Source organism: Neptuniibacter caesariensis (genome assembly GCF_000153345.1).
Classification (GTDB): Bacteria; Pseudomonadota; Gammaproteobacteria; order Pseudomonadales; family Balneatricaceae; genus Neptuniibacter; species Neptuniibacter caesariensis.
On sequence record NZ_CH724125.1, the window covers coordinates 181,573 to 196,950 of the forward strand.

The 15,378-nt window shown below is 45.7% G+C and carries 15 protein-coding genes and 1 tRNA gene; 6 read left to right on the forward strand and 10 right to left on the reverse strand.

Features of this window, described 5'->3' with window-relative positions:
- The first annotated feature begins 6 nt into the window (after positions 1–6).
- Positions 7–519, forward strand: coding sequence for a GNAT family N-acetyltransferase (locus MED92_RS00850; RefSeq protein ID WP_007019565.1), 513 nt, complete (start codon positions 7–9; stop codon positions 517–519).
- A 69-nt stretch (positions 520–588) separates the two neighbouring features.
- A complete protein-coding gene (locus MED92_RS00855; RefSeq protein ID WP_007019566.1) occupies positions 589–927 on the forward strand; it encodes a zinc ribbon domain-containing protein YjdM in 339 nt (112 codons plus the stop codon).
- Between the two features lie 189 nt (positions 928–1,116).
- On the opposite strand, the gene arfA is transcribed toward MED92_RS00855, so the two are convergent.
- The gene (gene arfA, locus MED92_RS00860; protein ID WP_007019567.1) at positions 1,117–1,305 is read right to left on the reverse strand and encodes an alternative ribosome rescue factor ArfA; all 189 of its coding nucleotides are present in this window, start codon (positions 1,303–1,305) and stop codon (positions 1,117–1,119) included.
- An 89-nt stretch (positions 1,306–1,394) separates the two neighbouring features.
- Here arfA and MED92_RS00865 point away from each other — a divergent pair, with 89 nt between their 5' ends.
- Positions 1,395–2,495 carry a site-2 protease family protein gene (locus tag MED92_RS00865; RefSeq protein WP_007019568.1) on the forward strand — a complete coding sequence of 367 codons (1,101 nt, stop codon included), beginning with the start codon at positions 1,395–1,397 and terminating at the stop codon, positions 2,493–2,495.
- 1 nt (position 2,496) lies between these two features.
- Entirely contained in the window at positions 2,497–3,735 is a 1,239-nt protein-coding gene (locus MED92_RS00870; RefSeq protein ID WP_007019569.1) for a DEAD/DEAH box helicase, read from the forward strand.
- A gap of 140 nt (positions 3,736–3,875) precedes the next feature.
- Here the strand turns inward: MED92_RS00870 and MED92_RS00875 are convergent, their stop codons facing one another.
- Both MED92_RS00875 and MED92_RS00880 read right to left on the reverse strand, forming a co-directional pair.
- Positions 3,876–4,463 carry a DNA-J related domain-containing protein gene (locus MED92_RS00875; RefSeq protein WP_007019570.1) on the reverse strand — a complete coding sequence of 196 codons (588 nt, stop codon included), beginning with the start codon at positions 4,461–4,463 and terminating at the stop codon, positions 3,876–3,878.
- 83 nt (positions 4,464–4,546) lie between these two features.
- Positions 4,547–5,554, reverse strand: a complete 1,008-nt coding sequence (locus tag MED92_RS00880) for an MsnO8 family LLM class oxidoreductase (RefSeq protein WP_007019571.1) — start codon at positions 5,552–5,554, stop codon at positions 4,547–4,549.
- A 131-nt stretch (positions 5,555–5,685) separates the two neighbouring features.
- Between MED92_RS00880 and MED92_RS00885 the strand changes: the two genes are divergently transcribed.
- Positions 5,686–6,615 (forward strand): D-hexose-6-phosphate mutarotase, encoded by a 930-nt coding sequence (locus tag MED92_RS00885; RefSeq protein WP_007019572.1) that lies wholly within the window; start codon positions 5,686–5,688, stop codon positions 6,613–6,615.
- Between the two features lie 7 nt (positions 6,616–6,622).
- Here the strand turns inward: MED92_RS00885 and MED92_RS00890 are convergent, their stop codons facing one another.
- The 7 genes from MED92_RS00890 to ilvC all read right to left on the reverse strand — a co-directional run bounded on the left by MED92_RS00890 (position 6,623) and on the right by ilvC (position 14,246).
- The gene (locus MED92_RS00890; RefSeq protein WP_007019573.1) at positions 6,623–6,928 is read right to left on the reverse strand and encodes an AzlD domain-containing protein; all 306 of its coding nucleotides are present in this window, start codon (positions 6,926–6,928) and stop codon (positions 6,623–6,625) included.
- Positions 6,925–7,608, reverse strand: coding sequence for an AzlC family ABC transporter permease (locus tag MED92_RS00895; protein ID WP_007019574.1), 684 nt, complete (start codon positions 7,606–7,608; stop codon positions 6,925–6,927). The genes MED92_RS00890 and MED92_RS00895 overlap by 4 nt, the downstream gene beginning before the upstream one ends.
- A gap of 70 nt (positions 7,609–7,678) precedes the next feature.
- Positions 7,679–8,509: an AraC family transcriptional regulator gene (locus MED92_RS00900; protein WP_007019575.1), complete on the reverse strand. Its 831-nt coding sequence runs from the start codon at positions 8,507–8,509 to the stop codon at positions 7,679–7,681.
- Positions 8,510–8,583: 74 nt separating this feature from the next.
- The gene (locus MED92_RS00905; protein WP_007019576.1) at positions 8,584–10,485 is read right to left on the reverse strand and encodes a putative bifunctional diguanylate cyclase/phosphodiesterase; all 1,902 of its coding nucleotides are present in this window, start codon (positions 10,483–10,485) and stop codon (positions 8,584–8,586) included.
- Positions 10,485–10,982, reverse strand: a complete 498-nt coding sequence (locus MED92_RS00910) for a putative pterin-binding protein (RefSeq protein ID WP_007019577.1) — start codon at positions 10,980–10,982, stop codon at positions 10,485–10,487. The genes MED92_RS00905 and MED92_RS00910 overlap by 1 nt, the downstream gene beginning before the upstream one ends.
- Before the next feature lie 179 nt (positions 10,983–11,161).
- Complete coding sequence (gene modF / locus MED92_RS00915; RefSeq protein ID WP_007019578.1) at positions 11,162–12,601, reverse strand: molybdate ABC transporter ATP-binding protein ModF; 1,440 nt, start codon at positions 12,599–12,601, stop codon at positions 11,162–11,164.
- 169 nt (positions 12,602–12,770) lie between these two features.
- Positions 12,771–14,246, reverse strand: coding sequence for a ketol-acid reductoisomerase (ilvC, locus tag MED92_RS00920; protein WP_007019579.1), 1,476 nt, complete (start codon positions 14,244–14,246; stop codon positions 12,771–12,773).
- Positions 14,247–14,574: 328 nt separating this feature from the next.
- On the opposite strand from ilvC, the gene MED92_RS00925 reads away from it, so the two are divergent.
- Positions 14,575–14,651 (forward strand) — tRNA-Met (locus MED92_RS00925).
- Positions 14,652–15,378 lie beyond the last annotated feature (727 nt).

Genomic DNA, 15,378 nt, shown 5'->3' on the forward strand with positions numbered 1-15,378 from the left:
GGAATTATGGAATTTAAAGTACCCACAACACTTGAAACCGACAGATTGATACTACGTCAGTTTCAGGAGCCTGATTGGCAAGCTTTGCATGGCTATTACGGTGATGAGTTGGCGACAACCTTTACCATGGGGCGCGCCCTTAGCGAAGGTGAAAGCTGGCGCGCGATGAGCAGTATGGTTGGGCACTGGTACCTTAGAGGATATGGCCCCTATGCGATGGTTGAGAAAGAAACTAACCAGCTAATCGGCATCACAGGGTTGTGGTATCCCAATGACTGGCCAGAACCAGAAATTAAATGGGCGTTGGTTTCTGACTACACGGGGCAGGGTTTTGCCAGTGAAGGGGCCCGGGCGATCCAGAAAATGGTCAAGCAACATCTTTCAGAAACGCCTTTGATCAGCTTTATCCATTCTGATAACCAGCCTTCAAGGCAGCTGGCCGAAGCGATAGGCTGTCATTTGGAGAAAGAGGTGCCGTTCAGAGGGGCGGTTTGGTGTATCTATCGGCATCCCCAATAAAATACTCGCTAAAATAGCAATCTGCGATTAACATGCACGCTAAATTTTTACCTGAAGAAGTTGTTTGTTATGTCACTGCCTCCATGCCCTAAATGTAACTCTGAATATGTTTATCAGGATCAATCGCTACTGATCTGCCCGGAATGCGCTTATGAGTGGAATCCGGCTGAAGTGGCCGAAGAAGATGCAGAGCCGACGGCTAAAGATGCCAACGGTACTGAGCTTAATGCCGGTGACAAAGTGACTTTCATTAAAGACCTTAAAGTGAAGGGTAGTTCTCAGGTATTGAAAATTGGTACTAAGGCGTTGATCCGCCGTATCGTTGAAGGCAAAGACCACCAGTTAGATTGTAAGGTGGATGGTGCCGGTGAGATGATGATCACCGCCCAGTTTGTTAAGAAGGCCTGATCTTTTTAAGTGATTCTCGTTGAATCATTCCAGCGAAAAATGTGCCGATAGGGGAACGGGCAAACAGCCTGCATGTAGCTAACGGCACCAAGGAGTCTTGCACCTTTTCGCTGGAAAATTAAGTATAGATCATTTTTTTCAAACTGCTGTTTGAAAGCCCTATTTAATTGCTTACCGGTTTATATAAGATCAAGCGGCAATTAAATAGGACTCTCGCCCTTTGTGTTTCTCCTTGCGTTTATAAGCACCTTTTCCTTTACCAGCAGTCACAATTTGCTGCTTATAAAGTTTAGATGTTACCAAAGCAGCCAGGTGGTTGTGGCGTATCTTTCCTCGTCCTGCATCAGCCGGCGGTTCTGTTTTTCGGTATTTACTCATAGCTTAATCCTCAGTTGAGGACGTATTTTAGCACTACATGCAGATCTTTCCGTTATAATCCGCGTTTTTGTCGTTTATAGAGAGTAAGCGTGCAGTTATTACGCATCGATTGTTTAGGTAAAGAGCTACGTTTGGAAGCCTCCATGGCCGGTTGGCAGGCTTTGTATTGGGATAATCAACTGGTCTCCCAGATAAGTGCCAGTGCCAACAGCTCTGACAGCTTTCAGCATCGTTTTCATTTAGCGGCACAGGCTGAAGGGATCGATGAGCCTCAGCAGATAGAATGCATTTTGCAAGTTAATCTCAAATGGCAGCCTTTTCAGCTCGAGTATCGGTTACTGGTTGATGATCAGTTGCTAGGTGATGGCACAGCAACAGAACAAGATATCGAAAGCCAGACCGTTGTTAACAGAGTAAAGCAACCGACTAAATTTAGTATTCTTGGATTGGGTTCACTGGCACTTAAACTCTTTAAAAGTGCCAAAGTGGTTAAGGTACTTTTTGCTGCGGGTAGTCTCGCCGCTTACAGTTGGCTGTTTTCCCTGGAATTTGCGATCGCTTTGATTCTTTGTCTGGTATTCCATGAATATGGGCATGTCAGGGCGATGAAACGCTTTGGGTTGAAAACTAAAGGGATCTACCTGATTCCTTTTGTTGGTGGTCTCGCCCTGTCTGAGGATAGGATTAATACCCGTTGGCAGGATGTTTATATCTCGATTATGGGCCCTTGCTATGGTTTATTCCTGTCATTTATTTGTTTACTGATCTATTGGTTTACCGAGATTGAGCTGTTTGCCGGTTTAGCGGCGTTCAATGCATTACTTAACCTGTTTAATCTTCTACCCGTTCTTCCACTGGATGGTGGGCATGTCCTGAAGAGTATCGCTTTTTCAGTTAATTCGCTGTTCGGCCTTATCATCTGTGTTATTGGTGCGATCGCGGGTGTGGCGATCAGCTATACATTCGGGTTAGCTCTGCTCGGTTTCTTGTTAGCCGTAGGTAGCATCGAAATTCTCCTGGAGTGGAAGCGCCGCCATTACAGTGAATTATTACCCTTAGATCGTTATGGGCAGATTGTTTCAGCCTGCTGGTATTTTGCCACGGTAGGAGGATTGAGCTGGATCATCTGGTATCTGGGGCAGGGTGAAAACAGTGCACTGTCATTGCCGCTTCGAATTTTAGGTAGCTAACATGCTTTTTAAAGACCTTTGTTTATCTCAACCCGTTCTGCAGGCAGTAGAAAATGCCGGTTACCATGAAGCAAGTCCGGTACAGGCTGAAGCGATCCCCGCTGTTTTATCGGGTAAGGACTTGTTGGTTGGCGCAAAAACCGGAACGGGCAAAACGGCGGCTTTTGCTCTGCCTGTTCTCGACCAGTTACTCAACACGAGCAGTCAGGTTCAGCCTGATAAGAAGGTCATAAAAGCGCTGGTGCTGGTGCCCACACGAGAGCTGGCTCAACAGGTTAATAACAGTTTTAAAAAGTATGCGAAAGGTACGGGGCTCCGTTCTGCTGTGGCCTATGGTGGAGTAGGGATAGGGCCGCAGATCGATCAGCTTAAGCAGGGAGTCGATCTGTTAGTGGCTACACCCGGTCGTCTATTGGATCTATGCAAGAAGAAGGCTGCAAATCTGCGTGAAATTGAGTTTCTAATATTTGATGAAGCGGATCGAATGCTGGACATGGGGTTCAGGGATGAGATTAAAGCGGTTATCAGTAAGTTACCTAAGCGAGAACAGAAAGCGCGGCAGGTTATGCTGTTTTCGGCCACGTTGAATGATCGTATCTTTAAATTCAGTAAAAATCTGTTGCTTAAGCCACAGGTGATAGAGGTGGATCAGCGGGGAAGCTCGGCGGATAACGTTGATCAGATCATCTATAACTGCGATCCAGCACGTAAATATGAAATCACTAGTTACCTGATTAAAAATCGAGGTTGGGCTCAGGTGATGGTCTTTAGCCAGACCAAGCAGGGGGCAGATAAACTACAGCAATACCTGTCAGAACAAGGCCTAGAAACTGATGTGATACATGCAGATCGAACTCAGAAACAGCGTGAAGATGCGCTTAGCCAGTTTAAGTCACAGAAGTTAAAGGTTCTGGTTGCCACTGATGTTGCTGCGCGCGGGATCGATATCGCTGAGCTGCCCGCAGTTATCAACCTAGAGATGCCATTTAAGGCTGAAGATTATATTCACCGTATAGGTCGTACCGGTCGTGCTGGAAGTCAGGGGGTGGCAATATCCCTGTTGATAGAAGAGGAGAACTATCTCCTTGAAGCGATCGAAGCGTTAATAGATGAACGTTTACCGCAACAGTGGTTGACGGGTTTTGAACCGGATCTTAGCCGTGAAATCGAGATAAAGCGTAGTAACACGAAGTCAGCGCAAAAACGCAGAGCTAAAAAACGAGCATTTGCCAAGCGTTAGAAAAAGCCCTGGCATGGGACAGCAGGCCATGCCGGGCTTTGGATGAACCATCTAGTATGTTCTTTATAAGAGAGGATTTCTGTTCAGGGGATCCTATAGGAGGCAAGCTTAAGCCAAGCTGTACAAGCTTTGCTTATCGATCATTGAAATTGAGATTTATGCTGACTGAGGGTTTCATAAGCCTCTCGTATTTCAAGAAAATGCAGAGGATTGCCCCCCTTATCCGGATGGGCTTTCGAAGCGAGCTTACGGTACTGCTTCTGCACTTCACCCCAGTTTGATTCTGGCGATAGACCAAGAATATCCAGGGATTCCATTATTCGATCCTGACTCAGGAATTTTTGCCAAAAGCTGTTCAGGAGTTGATCAACTGACTCGTCGCTACTGTCTTCCAGAACCTGCCAATCCAGATAGTATTCTCTTAGTTTATGGTCTGAAGACTGAAAGGGAAGGTGCTGCTGACTTTCACAAAGTGGCTCAAGGGATATGGCCAGCGCTGATATTGAAAGGTATAGCTCTTGCTGATGAAATATGGGTTGCAGACTGTAGAGCGCATTCATCACCAGGAAGTGGTGTCTGAACAGTTTTAGGTCAGCGCTTATTGAGGTTTCGTCACCGATCTCACACAGTTGCAAATCCAGTTTCCGGATCAGTTCATATTCGCTAATTGGGCCAGATAAATTCTGAAGTATCCGGGCAATCGGTTGTAATAGAGGGTTTGACTGCATAAGACCAAATTATAGTTTAGCGGTCCTGGCAGCTTACTGGATAGGCGTGGCTCTATCCAGTAAGTAACTGATGATCGGTGAGGTTACAGGCCTTTGGCGAGCAGTTGGTAACTATCTAGGCGGTCTTCATAGCTATGTGTCACAGTAACAGTACCTACTTCATCGCAAGAAAACGCTTTAGATAGTCCTTCAATCTCTTCCCAGCACTGCTCTGAGGTACCGACGGTGTATCCTGCCATGATGTGATCAAACTCAGCCTGATAAGAGCTAGGGAATTCCCGATAGCGATCGACAACTTCAGAAGGTGTGAGGAATGCTTCCCTTAAACCGAGTTGAGCGGCAAGTTTGCGATACACGGCTGTGCCGGCACGAAGTTTGGCTTCCTCTTCAGTCTCGGCGCAGATACAGGCGATGGCAAGCATTTTATTGGCCGGTTTCTCATGTCCTGCTCGCTGCCATTCTTCATCAAACTCTTTGAAAATGGATGGGTGACAATTATCAGGGTCAATAAAACGCGCAAGGGCAATGTTATAGCCAAGATGGCCGGCTAAACCTGCGCTACCACCGCTTGAACCTAGCATCCATAGCTCAGGCTGCGGTGTATTGTCAGGCAGAACTTTGATCTTATGGAATGGGTTATCGGTAGGAATGTTTCCTTCAATAAATCCTTTGAGGTCAACTGCCTGGTGAGAATAAAGGTCACCATGGTTAGGTTGATTTGGAAATGCCAGCGCGTGTGAAGTAAGCCCGGTACCCCCTGGTGCTCTGCCAACGCCCAGGTCAATCCTGTTAGGATATAAGGTTGCCATCATTTTAAAGGCTTCAGCGACTTTAAGTGGACTGTAGTGAGACAGCATAACGCCACCACTACCGACACGAATGTTCTCTGTCACGCTTGCTATGGAGGCTACGAGTATTTCCGGGCATGGGTTAGCAAAGTGCATGCTGTCATGGTGTTCGGCCACCCAGTATCGATAAAAGCCCAGTTGATCGCAGGCTTTTGCTAGTTCTACGCTGAGGCGCGGAGCTTCGATGGCGGGATGTGAACCGTGTACGGGGGATTGATCGACTACAGACAGCTTCAGTTTCATTAATAGGGCCTCCAAAGATAGTTAATATATTAAATAAAATACTCATGTGGATCAACTCTAATAGGCTTTATCTGCACAGTACACAAAGCGTAGAATAGAAGGGTTGTTCTTCAGTGAGGTGTGATCAGGTAATGGATTTAGGTGAAAGAATTCAATCTTTATATGCAAAGTATGGTTCACTTAAAGGCATCACTATTGAGTTACATAAACAGCTAATAGCCGTCTCTGTACGAAATGAAGCGGCTTCCGCGACTATCTTTCTGCAAGGTGCGCAACTCGCCGAGTATAAGCGAGCAGGTGAGCACCCTCTGATCTGGTTAAGTGATCAATGCGACTATCAGTCAGGTACGCCTTTGCGTGGGGGTATTCCTATTTGCTGGCCATGGTTTGGCGATCTGAGTAGAAACCCTAAGGCGGTTAAAAATCAGATTTGTGGCAGCGATCAGCCAGCGCATGGTTTTGTTCGTGATAGAGAGTGGGAGTTGATTGCTGTTGAGCTTCCCGATACGGAAACCACTCGTATCACTTTAAAGCTTGAAGTGGCGGCGGATGAGATTTGGAAATTTCCGGCTGCACTGAGAGTGATCATCACTGTTGGGACTGAATTAAGTCTGCAATTTCAGGTTACCAATCTAGGGGCTGAGCCATTTAGTTTCAGTCATGCGCTACATGCCTACTTTAATATCGGAGATATTGAGGGTGTGCGTGTTGAGGGGCTCGAGGGATACGATTATCTTGATACTCTCGATAACTGGACACTTAAAAAGTCCAACTTCCCACTACAGATAAACGCTGAGGTTGATCGTGTTTATCCTGATGTAGCAAAAGAGCTCAGGATCACGGATCGTAAGCTCAATCGCACCATCAAGATCGAAGCAATGAATTTATCTGACCTGGTGGTGTGGAACCCCTGGATTGACAAGTCTAAACGCCTCAGCCATTTCGGGGAAACCGACTACACTCAGATGCTTTGTCTCGAATCTGCGCGGTTGCTGGATAATATTGTCTGCCTGACCGCAAATGAAACCTACAAATGCACTGTTCGTTACAGTTTTAACTAATGCTCGGTTAGTTAATTATAAGAAACAGAGTCATACTCAGAACCGCTGTTAGCAATGTGTTTTTGGTTAACAGCATTAACACTACTGCTGTCACTGCGCCAATAAGATAAGGGTTGGCTAGCTCAGTAATGAGAGCTCCTTCATGGGTAAATACCAGTGGTCCAATCACGGCAGAAAGTACCGCAGGCGCTGAATAACTTAATACGCGCAGGGCTTCATCACTGAGTTTTAAGGGCAGCTTTGGTTCGAGAAATAGATATCTGCTGGTAAACACTACACCTGTCATGGCGATAATCAAAAGCCAGTAGTTCATTTTCTTCTCCTTAACTGATAGGTGTAATACCCGGTCGTCATACCTGCCGCGATAGAGATAAGTAGCCCCATTTGGTATCCCTGCACTGTGCAATAAATAGAAACGACAGTTGATACCAAGACACAAGCTAAAACAGAGCTGCTTTTAACCATCGGAACCACGATGGCAATGAAGGTTGCTACTACCGCAAAATCTAATCCCATCTGAGAAAGGTCTGGAATAAAAGCACCAGCAACAATTCCGCACAAGGTTGCAAGGTTCCAGGCAAGATAAAAACTAAACCCTCCGCCTAACGCATACCAGCGATTAAAACTCAGGTCTTCGCGCTGAGCATTAACAAACAGCTCGTCGGTTAGCAGAAAGCCAAGTGAGCTGCGCCAGCGGAAAGGGAGATCTTTGATATCGTTTCTCATTGCCATGCTGTATAGAAGGTGGCGACTCGTAATTAGAAGCGTGGTAATTAAGATGCTGGCAAAGCCGGCACCTGATTCGAGCATGCCTATCGCTACGAGTTGTGACGTGCCTGCAAATACCGTGAGAGATAAGGCTTGTGTCTCAATACCAGTAAGGCCAGATTCAATACCATAGGCGCCTACCAATATGCCCCAGGGGATAACGGCAACGATTAATGGGATCATATCCACCGTACCGCGGATGATTTCAGTTCTTGGTGTAATCATTGATTCAATTACTCAGAAGAAAAAGGCAGCTTATCGGATAACGCGCTGATGAGTATTGTACGAACTTGTACTAGCTACGAAGTTGTTTAGCAAACTGGCCAGGGGTGATGCCCAAGGTACGCTTAAAGTGTCTGTTGAAGTGGCTTTGATCATGAAATCCGGCTTTCAATGCTGCATCAAGCAAGCTATAGCCTTGTGAAATCAGCCTTTTCCCAAGCCTGATGCGCGTTTGTATCTGAAACGCATGGGGAGGCAGCCCATAGAGTTTTTTAAACTGTTTAACCAAATGGTACGGGCTTACACCCGATAAATTAGCTAAGTCATCAAGCGATATATCAGCTTCAGGATGTTCGGCGAGGAAAGATCTTACCAATTCAATGTTATGTTTCGTATTAGCTGATTCAGCGATATCGCGGTGCTCTTTACCGTGACGTTGCATTAGCTTTAATAGCGCGCTGTATAACAACGTTTCGCGGAGTAGGCGGTTGTCGGATTGATGCAATTGATCAAGCGCTAATCTTAACAGTTGAGCCATTTCAGGATCATGGACAACAGGTTCATTAAAGTAAATTGAGCCTGTATCACTTAGTCCAGCATCGGCACGTACTTGCTGAAGTTGCTGAGGTAGCGGGTAGATCGCTCTGTATGACCAGCCGCCTTCTGCTGCAGAATGGCCATCGTGGACCTCGTCGTGATTAACGAGAATGATGCTATCCCTTGGGGCGACATGGTTAGATCCATTTCTCAAAAATCTTTGAGCACCGGTATCGATAACACCCACGGTATATCCCTCGTGCGTATGACGAGAGAAGTTCTGTTGATGATAGGTTGCTTGTAGTGTTTCAAGTCCGCCTAGCTCATCAACAGTTTGGTAGTGTGCTATTTCCTGTGGTTTGGCCATAATTAGAGTTTAACCTAATAACGGCAGTAATTTTTGTACAAAATTGTCATCAGCTGTTTTGCTTACTGATCGCTTTATGCGGAAAGGTAGGGAAGGACATCTTTGGGCGCAAGTGGTTTACTGATCAGGTAGCCTTGGCCGTAGTCGCAGAAATAGTTGGTCAGAATCTTAGCCGCTTCTTCACATTCAATTCCTTCAGCCACAACTTTCATTCCAAGATCATGGCCAATCGCGATAATGTTGTTGACCAGGGCGCTACTGGTAGGGTTTGAAACAATATCGTGAATAAAGCTTCTGTCAATCTTGAGTGTTTGAACATGCATCTGCTGAAGATGGCTAAGAGATGACAGTCCGGTACCGAAATCGTCTAAAGCTATGCTGACATCTTCCTCGATAAGTTTGCCAAGCATTTTGTCGGCTTCTTTGATGCTTTGCATGGTGGTGTCTTCGGTAACCTCAATGCCAAGCGATCCTTTGGCTAAGCCATTTTTGCTAAGTGCATCATTTATAGTCCCGGAGAGATCCATGCGGTACATTGAAGGAGAAATGTTGACCGAAATTGAAAGACTATCAAAGCCTTTTGCTCGCCATTCTGATAGCTGTCTACAGCTTTCATCAATAACCCAGCAGCCTAGCTGATGAGCAAGCCCGTATTGTTCTGCAACTTCAATAACTTCCAGTGGTGAGAGATTCCCATAAATAGGGTGCTTCCACCGTAATAAGGCTTCAAAGTAATCGACACTCTGACTTTGGAGGTTAAGAATGGGTTGGTAAGCCAGGGTAAGCTCATTGTCTTCTAAAGCTGTTCGTAAATCCCTTTGAAGCTGCTGGCGCCGATTTATTTCAGCGTCCATCTGGAAATCAAAGAGTACTTGTTTGGAGGTTGGTGCTGCTTCTTTAGCTTTATACATCGCAATATCAGCGTGTGTGAGCAATCGGCTAGCGTCCTCGCCGTGATCAGGATAAACAACACTACCAACACTGCCACCAATAAAGCAGGAGTGATTATCGACATAGAACTCAGATTCTAAAGAATTAATAATCTTTTTAGATACCTGATCTAAATCGTACTGACTTCTGTAACTCTGATGGAGAATTGCAAATTCATCGCCGCCTAAACGGCACGTGATGCAGCCATGTTGGGAATCTACCTCGTTGATTAAGCGTTGAGACACCGCTTGTAATAATACATCCCCGGCCTGATGCCCCAATGTGTCATTAACATCTTTAAAGCCGTTAAGATCGATAAGGTGTAGGGCAAAAGGTTCGCTTTGCCTACAAAGCTTGGTTAACTTATTACGAAGGTAGGCTCTATTGGGCATCGAAGTCAGGCTGTCATGCTCAGCTTGAAATCGATTAATTTTGCTTTCTCGGACAATGATTAAAAGCAGAATGCAGCCGCTTGTGATCAGGCCAAGCATAAGCCATATCAGTTGCTTCTGAAGTTCCGCTACACGTTTGTCCCCCCGGTTATAGAAATCGTTGTTAAAGTGATAGTTTTCCAGGGCAAGCTTATCAATAGCGGTAATATGGGGCTTCAGGATCTCCTGAATTGAGTCGGTCACAATGGGGGTTGTTTTTAAATCACCAAAAACGGTGCTTTCCAAAGCCTGCAAGTCTTTAAATGAACTGGCTATTAGTTTCTTTGCGCCGTCTATTTTGTCTAGCTGAATAGCATCTTCCCCCTTTAGAAGGACAGGATAGCGGCTCCATAAAATATCATAGCGCTCTGTGACTTGTTCATAGGCCTCGGGTTCATTCTTGTAGATAGAAAGCGAATCATAGAACCTTCGCATTTCTGTCTTAAGTTGAAACAGGGACCATACGCTTGTCCCATAGCGGTCATCTAAAATGGTAATTGATTGCTTAAGTTGCACGAGACTAATCAGTGCACTGATAAAAAAAATCAGGACAATCGGGATTAGCCAGAAGCTCTTGTAACGGGTTGCAACTTTAAGCAAAGAGCGCTGAATCATTATTTGATCTCAATATGGCGTAACTGCCAGATCATGTTGCCTGTGTTTGATTCAGATTTAAGTTCAGGGAATTTGTCGTGAGGAAGCAATAACCAAAGTGGACCTTTATCCCGAACTGACATCTGTTTCCCATCATCTCGCCAGGCCAGAATCGGTTGGTATTTCTCTACATAAGCTCGATCTATCTCAATAGTGTAGTCGTTTAGTGCCGTTAGTCTAAGTTTGTCACCTTTGGCGCCCACTTTTTGAAGAATAGAGGTGAGTAATGGGCCGTGATACTCATGCACTCGTTCAGACCATCGGGTATGTAAATTGAAGGTTGCGCTTTTTAGCTGTTTCAGTGACTTAAGGTCAAAATTTGCCGATTCACCATCTTGTGTATTAGTGATCTTTCCTGTGACTGTCAGGATGACTTTGCCGCTAGGCAGCGGGAGGTCAGCGGCATGGCAGATTGTTGCTAGAGAAAGGGCGGTTAGCAGCACAGTGATAAGCTTCATAATTAACACTCATCTTGTTTTAATTATTCTTGAGCGTTTATTAATAGCAGACTTGAAGTGCTTGTTCTAGCTGTATTTGGTAATATTATAATACTTTGTGCTTATAACTTAGTTTGTTTGAATTTGTTCGGTAAATAAAAAAGCCACCCAGAGGGTGGCTTTTCAATCTGTAGGATTTATCAGGCAAGCTTTTCAAGTTGCTTAAACTGCTTAATTCCGCTTATCTGATCCTCGGCGTGATGGTTCACGTAGATCACGGTAGTGTCACTGCTATTACAAATCTTTTCGATCAGCGCCAATACCAGTTGGCGATTGATATCATCCAGGCCCAGACAAGGTTCATCCAAAATGAGCAGAGTAGGGTGTTTAACCATAGCGCGAGCGATTAAGAGTAATCGCTGGTCACCAAACGACAGCTGGTTATATGGCTGGTCTGCACGATCTTCCATTCCCAGCAGTTTTAGCCACTGATCAGCAACTTTCTTCTGACGATCGCTGCTTTTGGTATACATGCCGATACTGTCATGGAAGCCCGAGATAATAACGTTACGAACGCTAATCGATACGCGATATTCCCACTGTAGGGCTGTCGAAACATAACCAATATATTGTTTGATCTGCCAGATAGTCTCGCCGTTACCGCGTTGCATGCCAAAGACAAAGATATCGTTGGTGTAGCATTGAGGATGGTCACCGGTGATTAGATTAAGCAGGCAGGTTTTACCACTACCATTAGGCCCGCTTAGCTGCCAATGTTGGCGAGGTTCAATAACCCAGCTTTCACCATCCAGTACTTTGCTATCGCCATAGGCAACTTTGATGTCCGTTAGTTTAACCAGGGGGTCTTCAGGATTAAGGGCGGGTGGCCGATCTGAATCGTCTGTTTCGGGTACTTCAAGATTAGTCGTTTTAAGGTGTAGAAGCTGATAAAGGTCGTTATAAGCTTGCTCATCCTTTATATCGACGGTGTGGTGCAACTGGCCTTTATCGGTATAAGCGACATGGGTGATAAAGTCTGGCATTTCATCGAAGCGGTTAAGCACCAGTACCATAGGTACGGTATCGATCTGGCTTTGCAATAGCTCATTCAGCATGGTCATAGAATCAACATCCAGACCATCAAATGGTTCATCCAGTATCACCAACCCTGGCTTGTTTACCAGTGCGCGAATCAGCATGATCTTGCGTGTCTCGCCGGTAGATAGCTTACGGAAGCTACGCTCAAGCATAGATTCGAGTTTGAATTTTTTAATCAACTCTTCAAGTAGATCAGCATCAAAGTCTGGGTTATCAGCTTTGCCTTCCTCGAGGATCTCGCGAACCGGGGTGCCTTCAGAGATAACGTCCATGATATCGGTATCGTCTTTCTTCAGCTCCCGATCGATCAACTCCGCCTGAGCCTCAAAAGAAACCAACTCAACCCGTTCAGGTAAACCTGAGATGCTTCCACTGAGTTTCTCACCTGCACCGGCAAGGATAGCGGAGAGGGCCGATTTACCTGAACCATTGGTGCCAGTAATCACCCAGTGCTGGTTAGGTTCGATAATCCAGTTGATGTCGCGCAGGGTGAAGGATTCACCAAATTCAGCAGTGTAATTTTCGATAACGATATTGTTCATGAATGCAAAGTCATCTTTGATGCTAGTAGGAGGGCAGTGCCTTCCCTATATTGAACTATGTTCATCGCTCACAGGGTGAGCTCAGACAATCTAATTCAGGGCAAAAAAAAGCCAGAGCATACAGGCCCTGGCTTTTTTTAGCCTAAGAAAATCTATAACTAATAATAACTTATACGATCTTCTTCATGTCAGCCATGTGAGCACGTAGCTCTGCACCTACTGCTTCTACAGGGTGCGCGCGTAGTGCAGCATTAACTTCGATCAAGCGAGCGTTGTCTACGCCATTGTCGGCCAGGTCCAGACCTTTACCGATAACATCAGTGTCGATGTTTTTCATGAAGTCGCCTAGCAATGGCAGACAAGCGTGGTTGTACAGGTAGCAGCCGTACTCAGCAGTATCAGAGATAGTTGCGTTCATTTCGTACAGCTTCTTACGTGCGATTGTGTTGGCAATCAGCGGAGTTTCGTGCAGAGACTCATAGTAAGCAGATTCAGCGATGATGCCAGCAGCCGTCATTGTTTCGAATGCCAGCTCAACACCCGCTTTAACCATAGCAACCATCAGGATGCCGTTGTCGAAGAATTCCTGCTCAGAGATCTCTACATCACCTGCTGGAGTCTTCTCGAAGTTAGTCTCAGCAGTTTCTGCACGCCAGCCCAGTAGGTTTTTGTCATCATTAGCCCAGTCTTCCATCATCACGCGAGAGAAAGTACCGTTGATGATGTCGTCCTGGTGCTTGTTGTACAGCGGACGCATGATCACTTTCAGCTCTTCAGACAGATCGAATGCTTTGATCTTAGCTGGGTTAGAAAGACGGTCCAGCATGTTAGTTACGCCGCCGTATTTCAGTGCTTCAGTGATAGTTTCCCAGCCGTACTGGATCAGTTTAGATGCGTAACCTGCGTCGATGCCTTTCTCAACCATCTTGTCGAAGCACAGGATAGAGCCAGTCTGCAGCATGCCGCACAGGATAGTCTGCTCGCCCATCAGGTCAGACTTAACTTCAGCGATGAAAGAAGACATAAGAACGCCTGCTTTGTGGCCGCCAGTACCTACAGCGTATGCCTTAGCCAGTGCCAGACCTTCGCCTTTAGGATCGTTGTCTTCGTGAACTGCGATCAGTGTTGGTACACCGAAGCCACGAACGTATTCAGCACGTACTTCAGAACCTGGGCACTTAGGTGCAACCATGATTACAGTGATGTCGTCACGGATCTGCATGCCTTCTTCAACGATGTTGAAACCGTGAGAGTAAGACAGGCAAGAGCCTTCTTTCATTAGTGGCATAACAGCGTTTACAACAGAAGTGTGCTGCTTGTCTGGAGTCAGGTTCAGTACAACGTCAGCTGTTGGGATCAGCTCTTCGTATGTACCAACAACGAAACCGTTTTCAGTTGCGTTCTTCCAAGACTGACGCTTTTCAGCAATTGCAGCTTCACGCAGAGCGTAAGAAACGTCCAGACCACTGTCACGCAGGTTCAGACCCTGGTTAAGGCCCTGAGCACCACAACCGATAACGACCATTTTTTTGCCTTTCAGAGCTTCAACGCCTTCGCTGAACTCATCCATAGACATAAAACGACATTTAGCCAGCTGTTCCAGCTGTTCACGCAGTGGCAGCGTGTTGAAATAGTTGTTAGACATTTCTTTATTCCGTGTTTGTTAGTCAGTAAAACCGACATCAGTTTGTTATAGCGAACACTCTAATAGATCCATTGTGTCGCGTAAAATGATATATATGGTTTGCTCTGTTGCGTTTTGCGCAATGTGAAAGCCATATAAATTAGCACAATGATAGCTGCTTAAAGAATGCGTGCCAGTAATTAGTTGTACCAGATGAATATTTACTGATTTTTCTCAAATAATAAGTGTTAACTGGCTGATTAATAATCAGTTTTGCAACTATTTTACGTCATTGTTAGAAAACGCTTGCTAAGTATAGGTGGGGCATATATGATTCGCGCCACATTGATGCGGGGTGGAGCAGCTTGGTAGCTCGTCGGGCTCATAACCCGAAGGTCGTTGGTTCAAATCCAGCCCCCGCTACCAAATTCAGATAAAACCGATTTAGTGAAAGCTAGGTCGGTTTTTTCGTTTTAGGGAGTTAATAGAGGAAAGCTCGTCGGGCTCGCTCTTGTAACCCCAGGCGAAGGTCGTTGGCTCAGCAATGGCGAAGTCATTACCATCTAGCACGAAGTGCGCAGCCTGAAAGGTGGCGATAGCCAATCAATCCAGCCCCCGCTACCAAATTCAGATGAAACCAATTTAGTGAAAGCTAAGTCGGTTTTTTCGTTTTAGGGAGTTAATAGAGGAAAGCTCGTCGGACTCGCTCTTGTAACCCTGGGCGAAGGTCGTTGGTTCCAGTCCAGCCTCCGCTACCAAATTCAGATAAAACCGATTTAGTGAAAGCTAAGTCGGTTTTTTTCGTTTAGGGAGTTAATAGAGAAAAGCTCGTTGGGCTCACTCTTGTAACCCTGGGCGAAGGTCGTTGGTTCCAGTCCAGACTCAGCTACCAAATTCAGAGAAAGCCGATTTTGCGAAAACTAAGTCGGTTTTTTCGTTTAGGGGGGGGGATTAACAGAGAAAAGCTCGTCGGGCTCGCTCTTGTAACCCCGAGCGAAGGTCGTTGGCTATAACTTCACTTCATATCGCTTCGTTTTTAGTCACTTGCTCGCTTCGCGTGAAAGTAGTTAGGTTGACTAGCTATTTATATGATTCAACATAATTGCCTAGCTTCTAGCTTCTAGCTTCTAGCTTCTAGCTTCTAGCTTCTAGC

What these genes read in the sequence shown, in the direction of transcription:
- MED92_RS00850 (WP_007019565.1), top strand. Translation starts at nt 7, where the DNA reads ATGGAATTTAAAGTACCCACAACACTTGAAACCGACAGATTGATACTA.
- MED92_RS00855 (WP_007019566.1), top strand. Translation starts at nt 589, where the DNA reads ATGTCACTGCCTCCATGCCCTAAATGTAACTCTGAATATGTTTATCAG.
- arfA (WP_007019567.1), bottom strand. Translation starts at nt 1,305, where the DNA reads ATGAGTAAATACCGAAAAACAGAACCGCCGGCTGATGCAGGACGAGGA.
- MED92_RS00870 (WP_007019569.1), top strand. Translation starts at nt 2,497, where the DNA reads ATGCTTTTTAAAGACCTTTGTTTATCTCAACCCGTTCTGCAGGCAGTA.
- MED92_RS00875 (WP_007019570.1), bottom strand. Translation starts at nt 4,463, where the DNA reads ATGCAGTCAAACCCTCTATTACAACCGATTGCCCGGATACTTCAGAAT.
- MED92_RS00880 (WP_007019571.1), bottom strand. Translation starts at nt 5,554, where the DNA reads ATGAAACTGAAGCTGTCTGTAGTCGATCAATCCCCCGTACACGGTTCA.
- MED92_RS00885 (WP_007019572.1), top strand. Translation starts at nt 5,686, where the DNA reads ATGGATTTAGGTGAAAGAATTCAATCTTTATATGCAAAGTATGGTTCA.
- MED92_RS00890 (WP_007019573.1), bottom strand. Translation starts at nt 6,928, where the DNA reads ATGAACTACTGGCTTTTGATTATCGCCATGACAGGTGTAGTGTTTACC.
- MED92_RS00895 (WP_007019574.1), bottom strand. Translation starts at nt 7,608, where the DNA reads ATGATTACACCAAGAACTGAAATCATCCGCGGTACGGTGGATATGATC.
- MED92_RS00900 (WP_007019575.1), bottom strand. Translation starts at nt 8,509, where the DNA reads ATGGCCAAACCACAGGAAATAGCACACTACCAAACTGTTGATGAGCTA.
- MED92_RS00905 (WP_007019576.1), bottom strand. Translation starts at nt 10,485, where the DNA reads ATGATTCAGCGCTCTTTGCTTAAAGTTGCAACCCGTTACAAGAGCTTC.
- MED92_RS00910 (WP_007019577.1), bottom strand. Translation starts at nt 10,982, where the DNA reads ATGAAGCTTATCACTGTGCTGCTAACCGCCCTTTCTCTAGCAACAATC.
- modF (WP_007019578.1), bottom strand. Translation starts at nt 12,601, where the DNA reads ATGAACAATATCGTTATCGAAAATTACACTGCTGAATTTGGTGAATCC.
- ilvC (WP_007019579.1), bottom strand. Translation starts at nt 14,246, where the DNA reads ATGTCTAACAACTATTTCAACACGCTGCCACTGCGTGAACAGCTGGAA.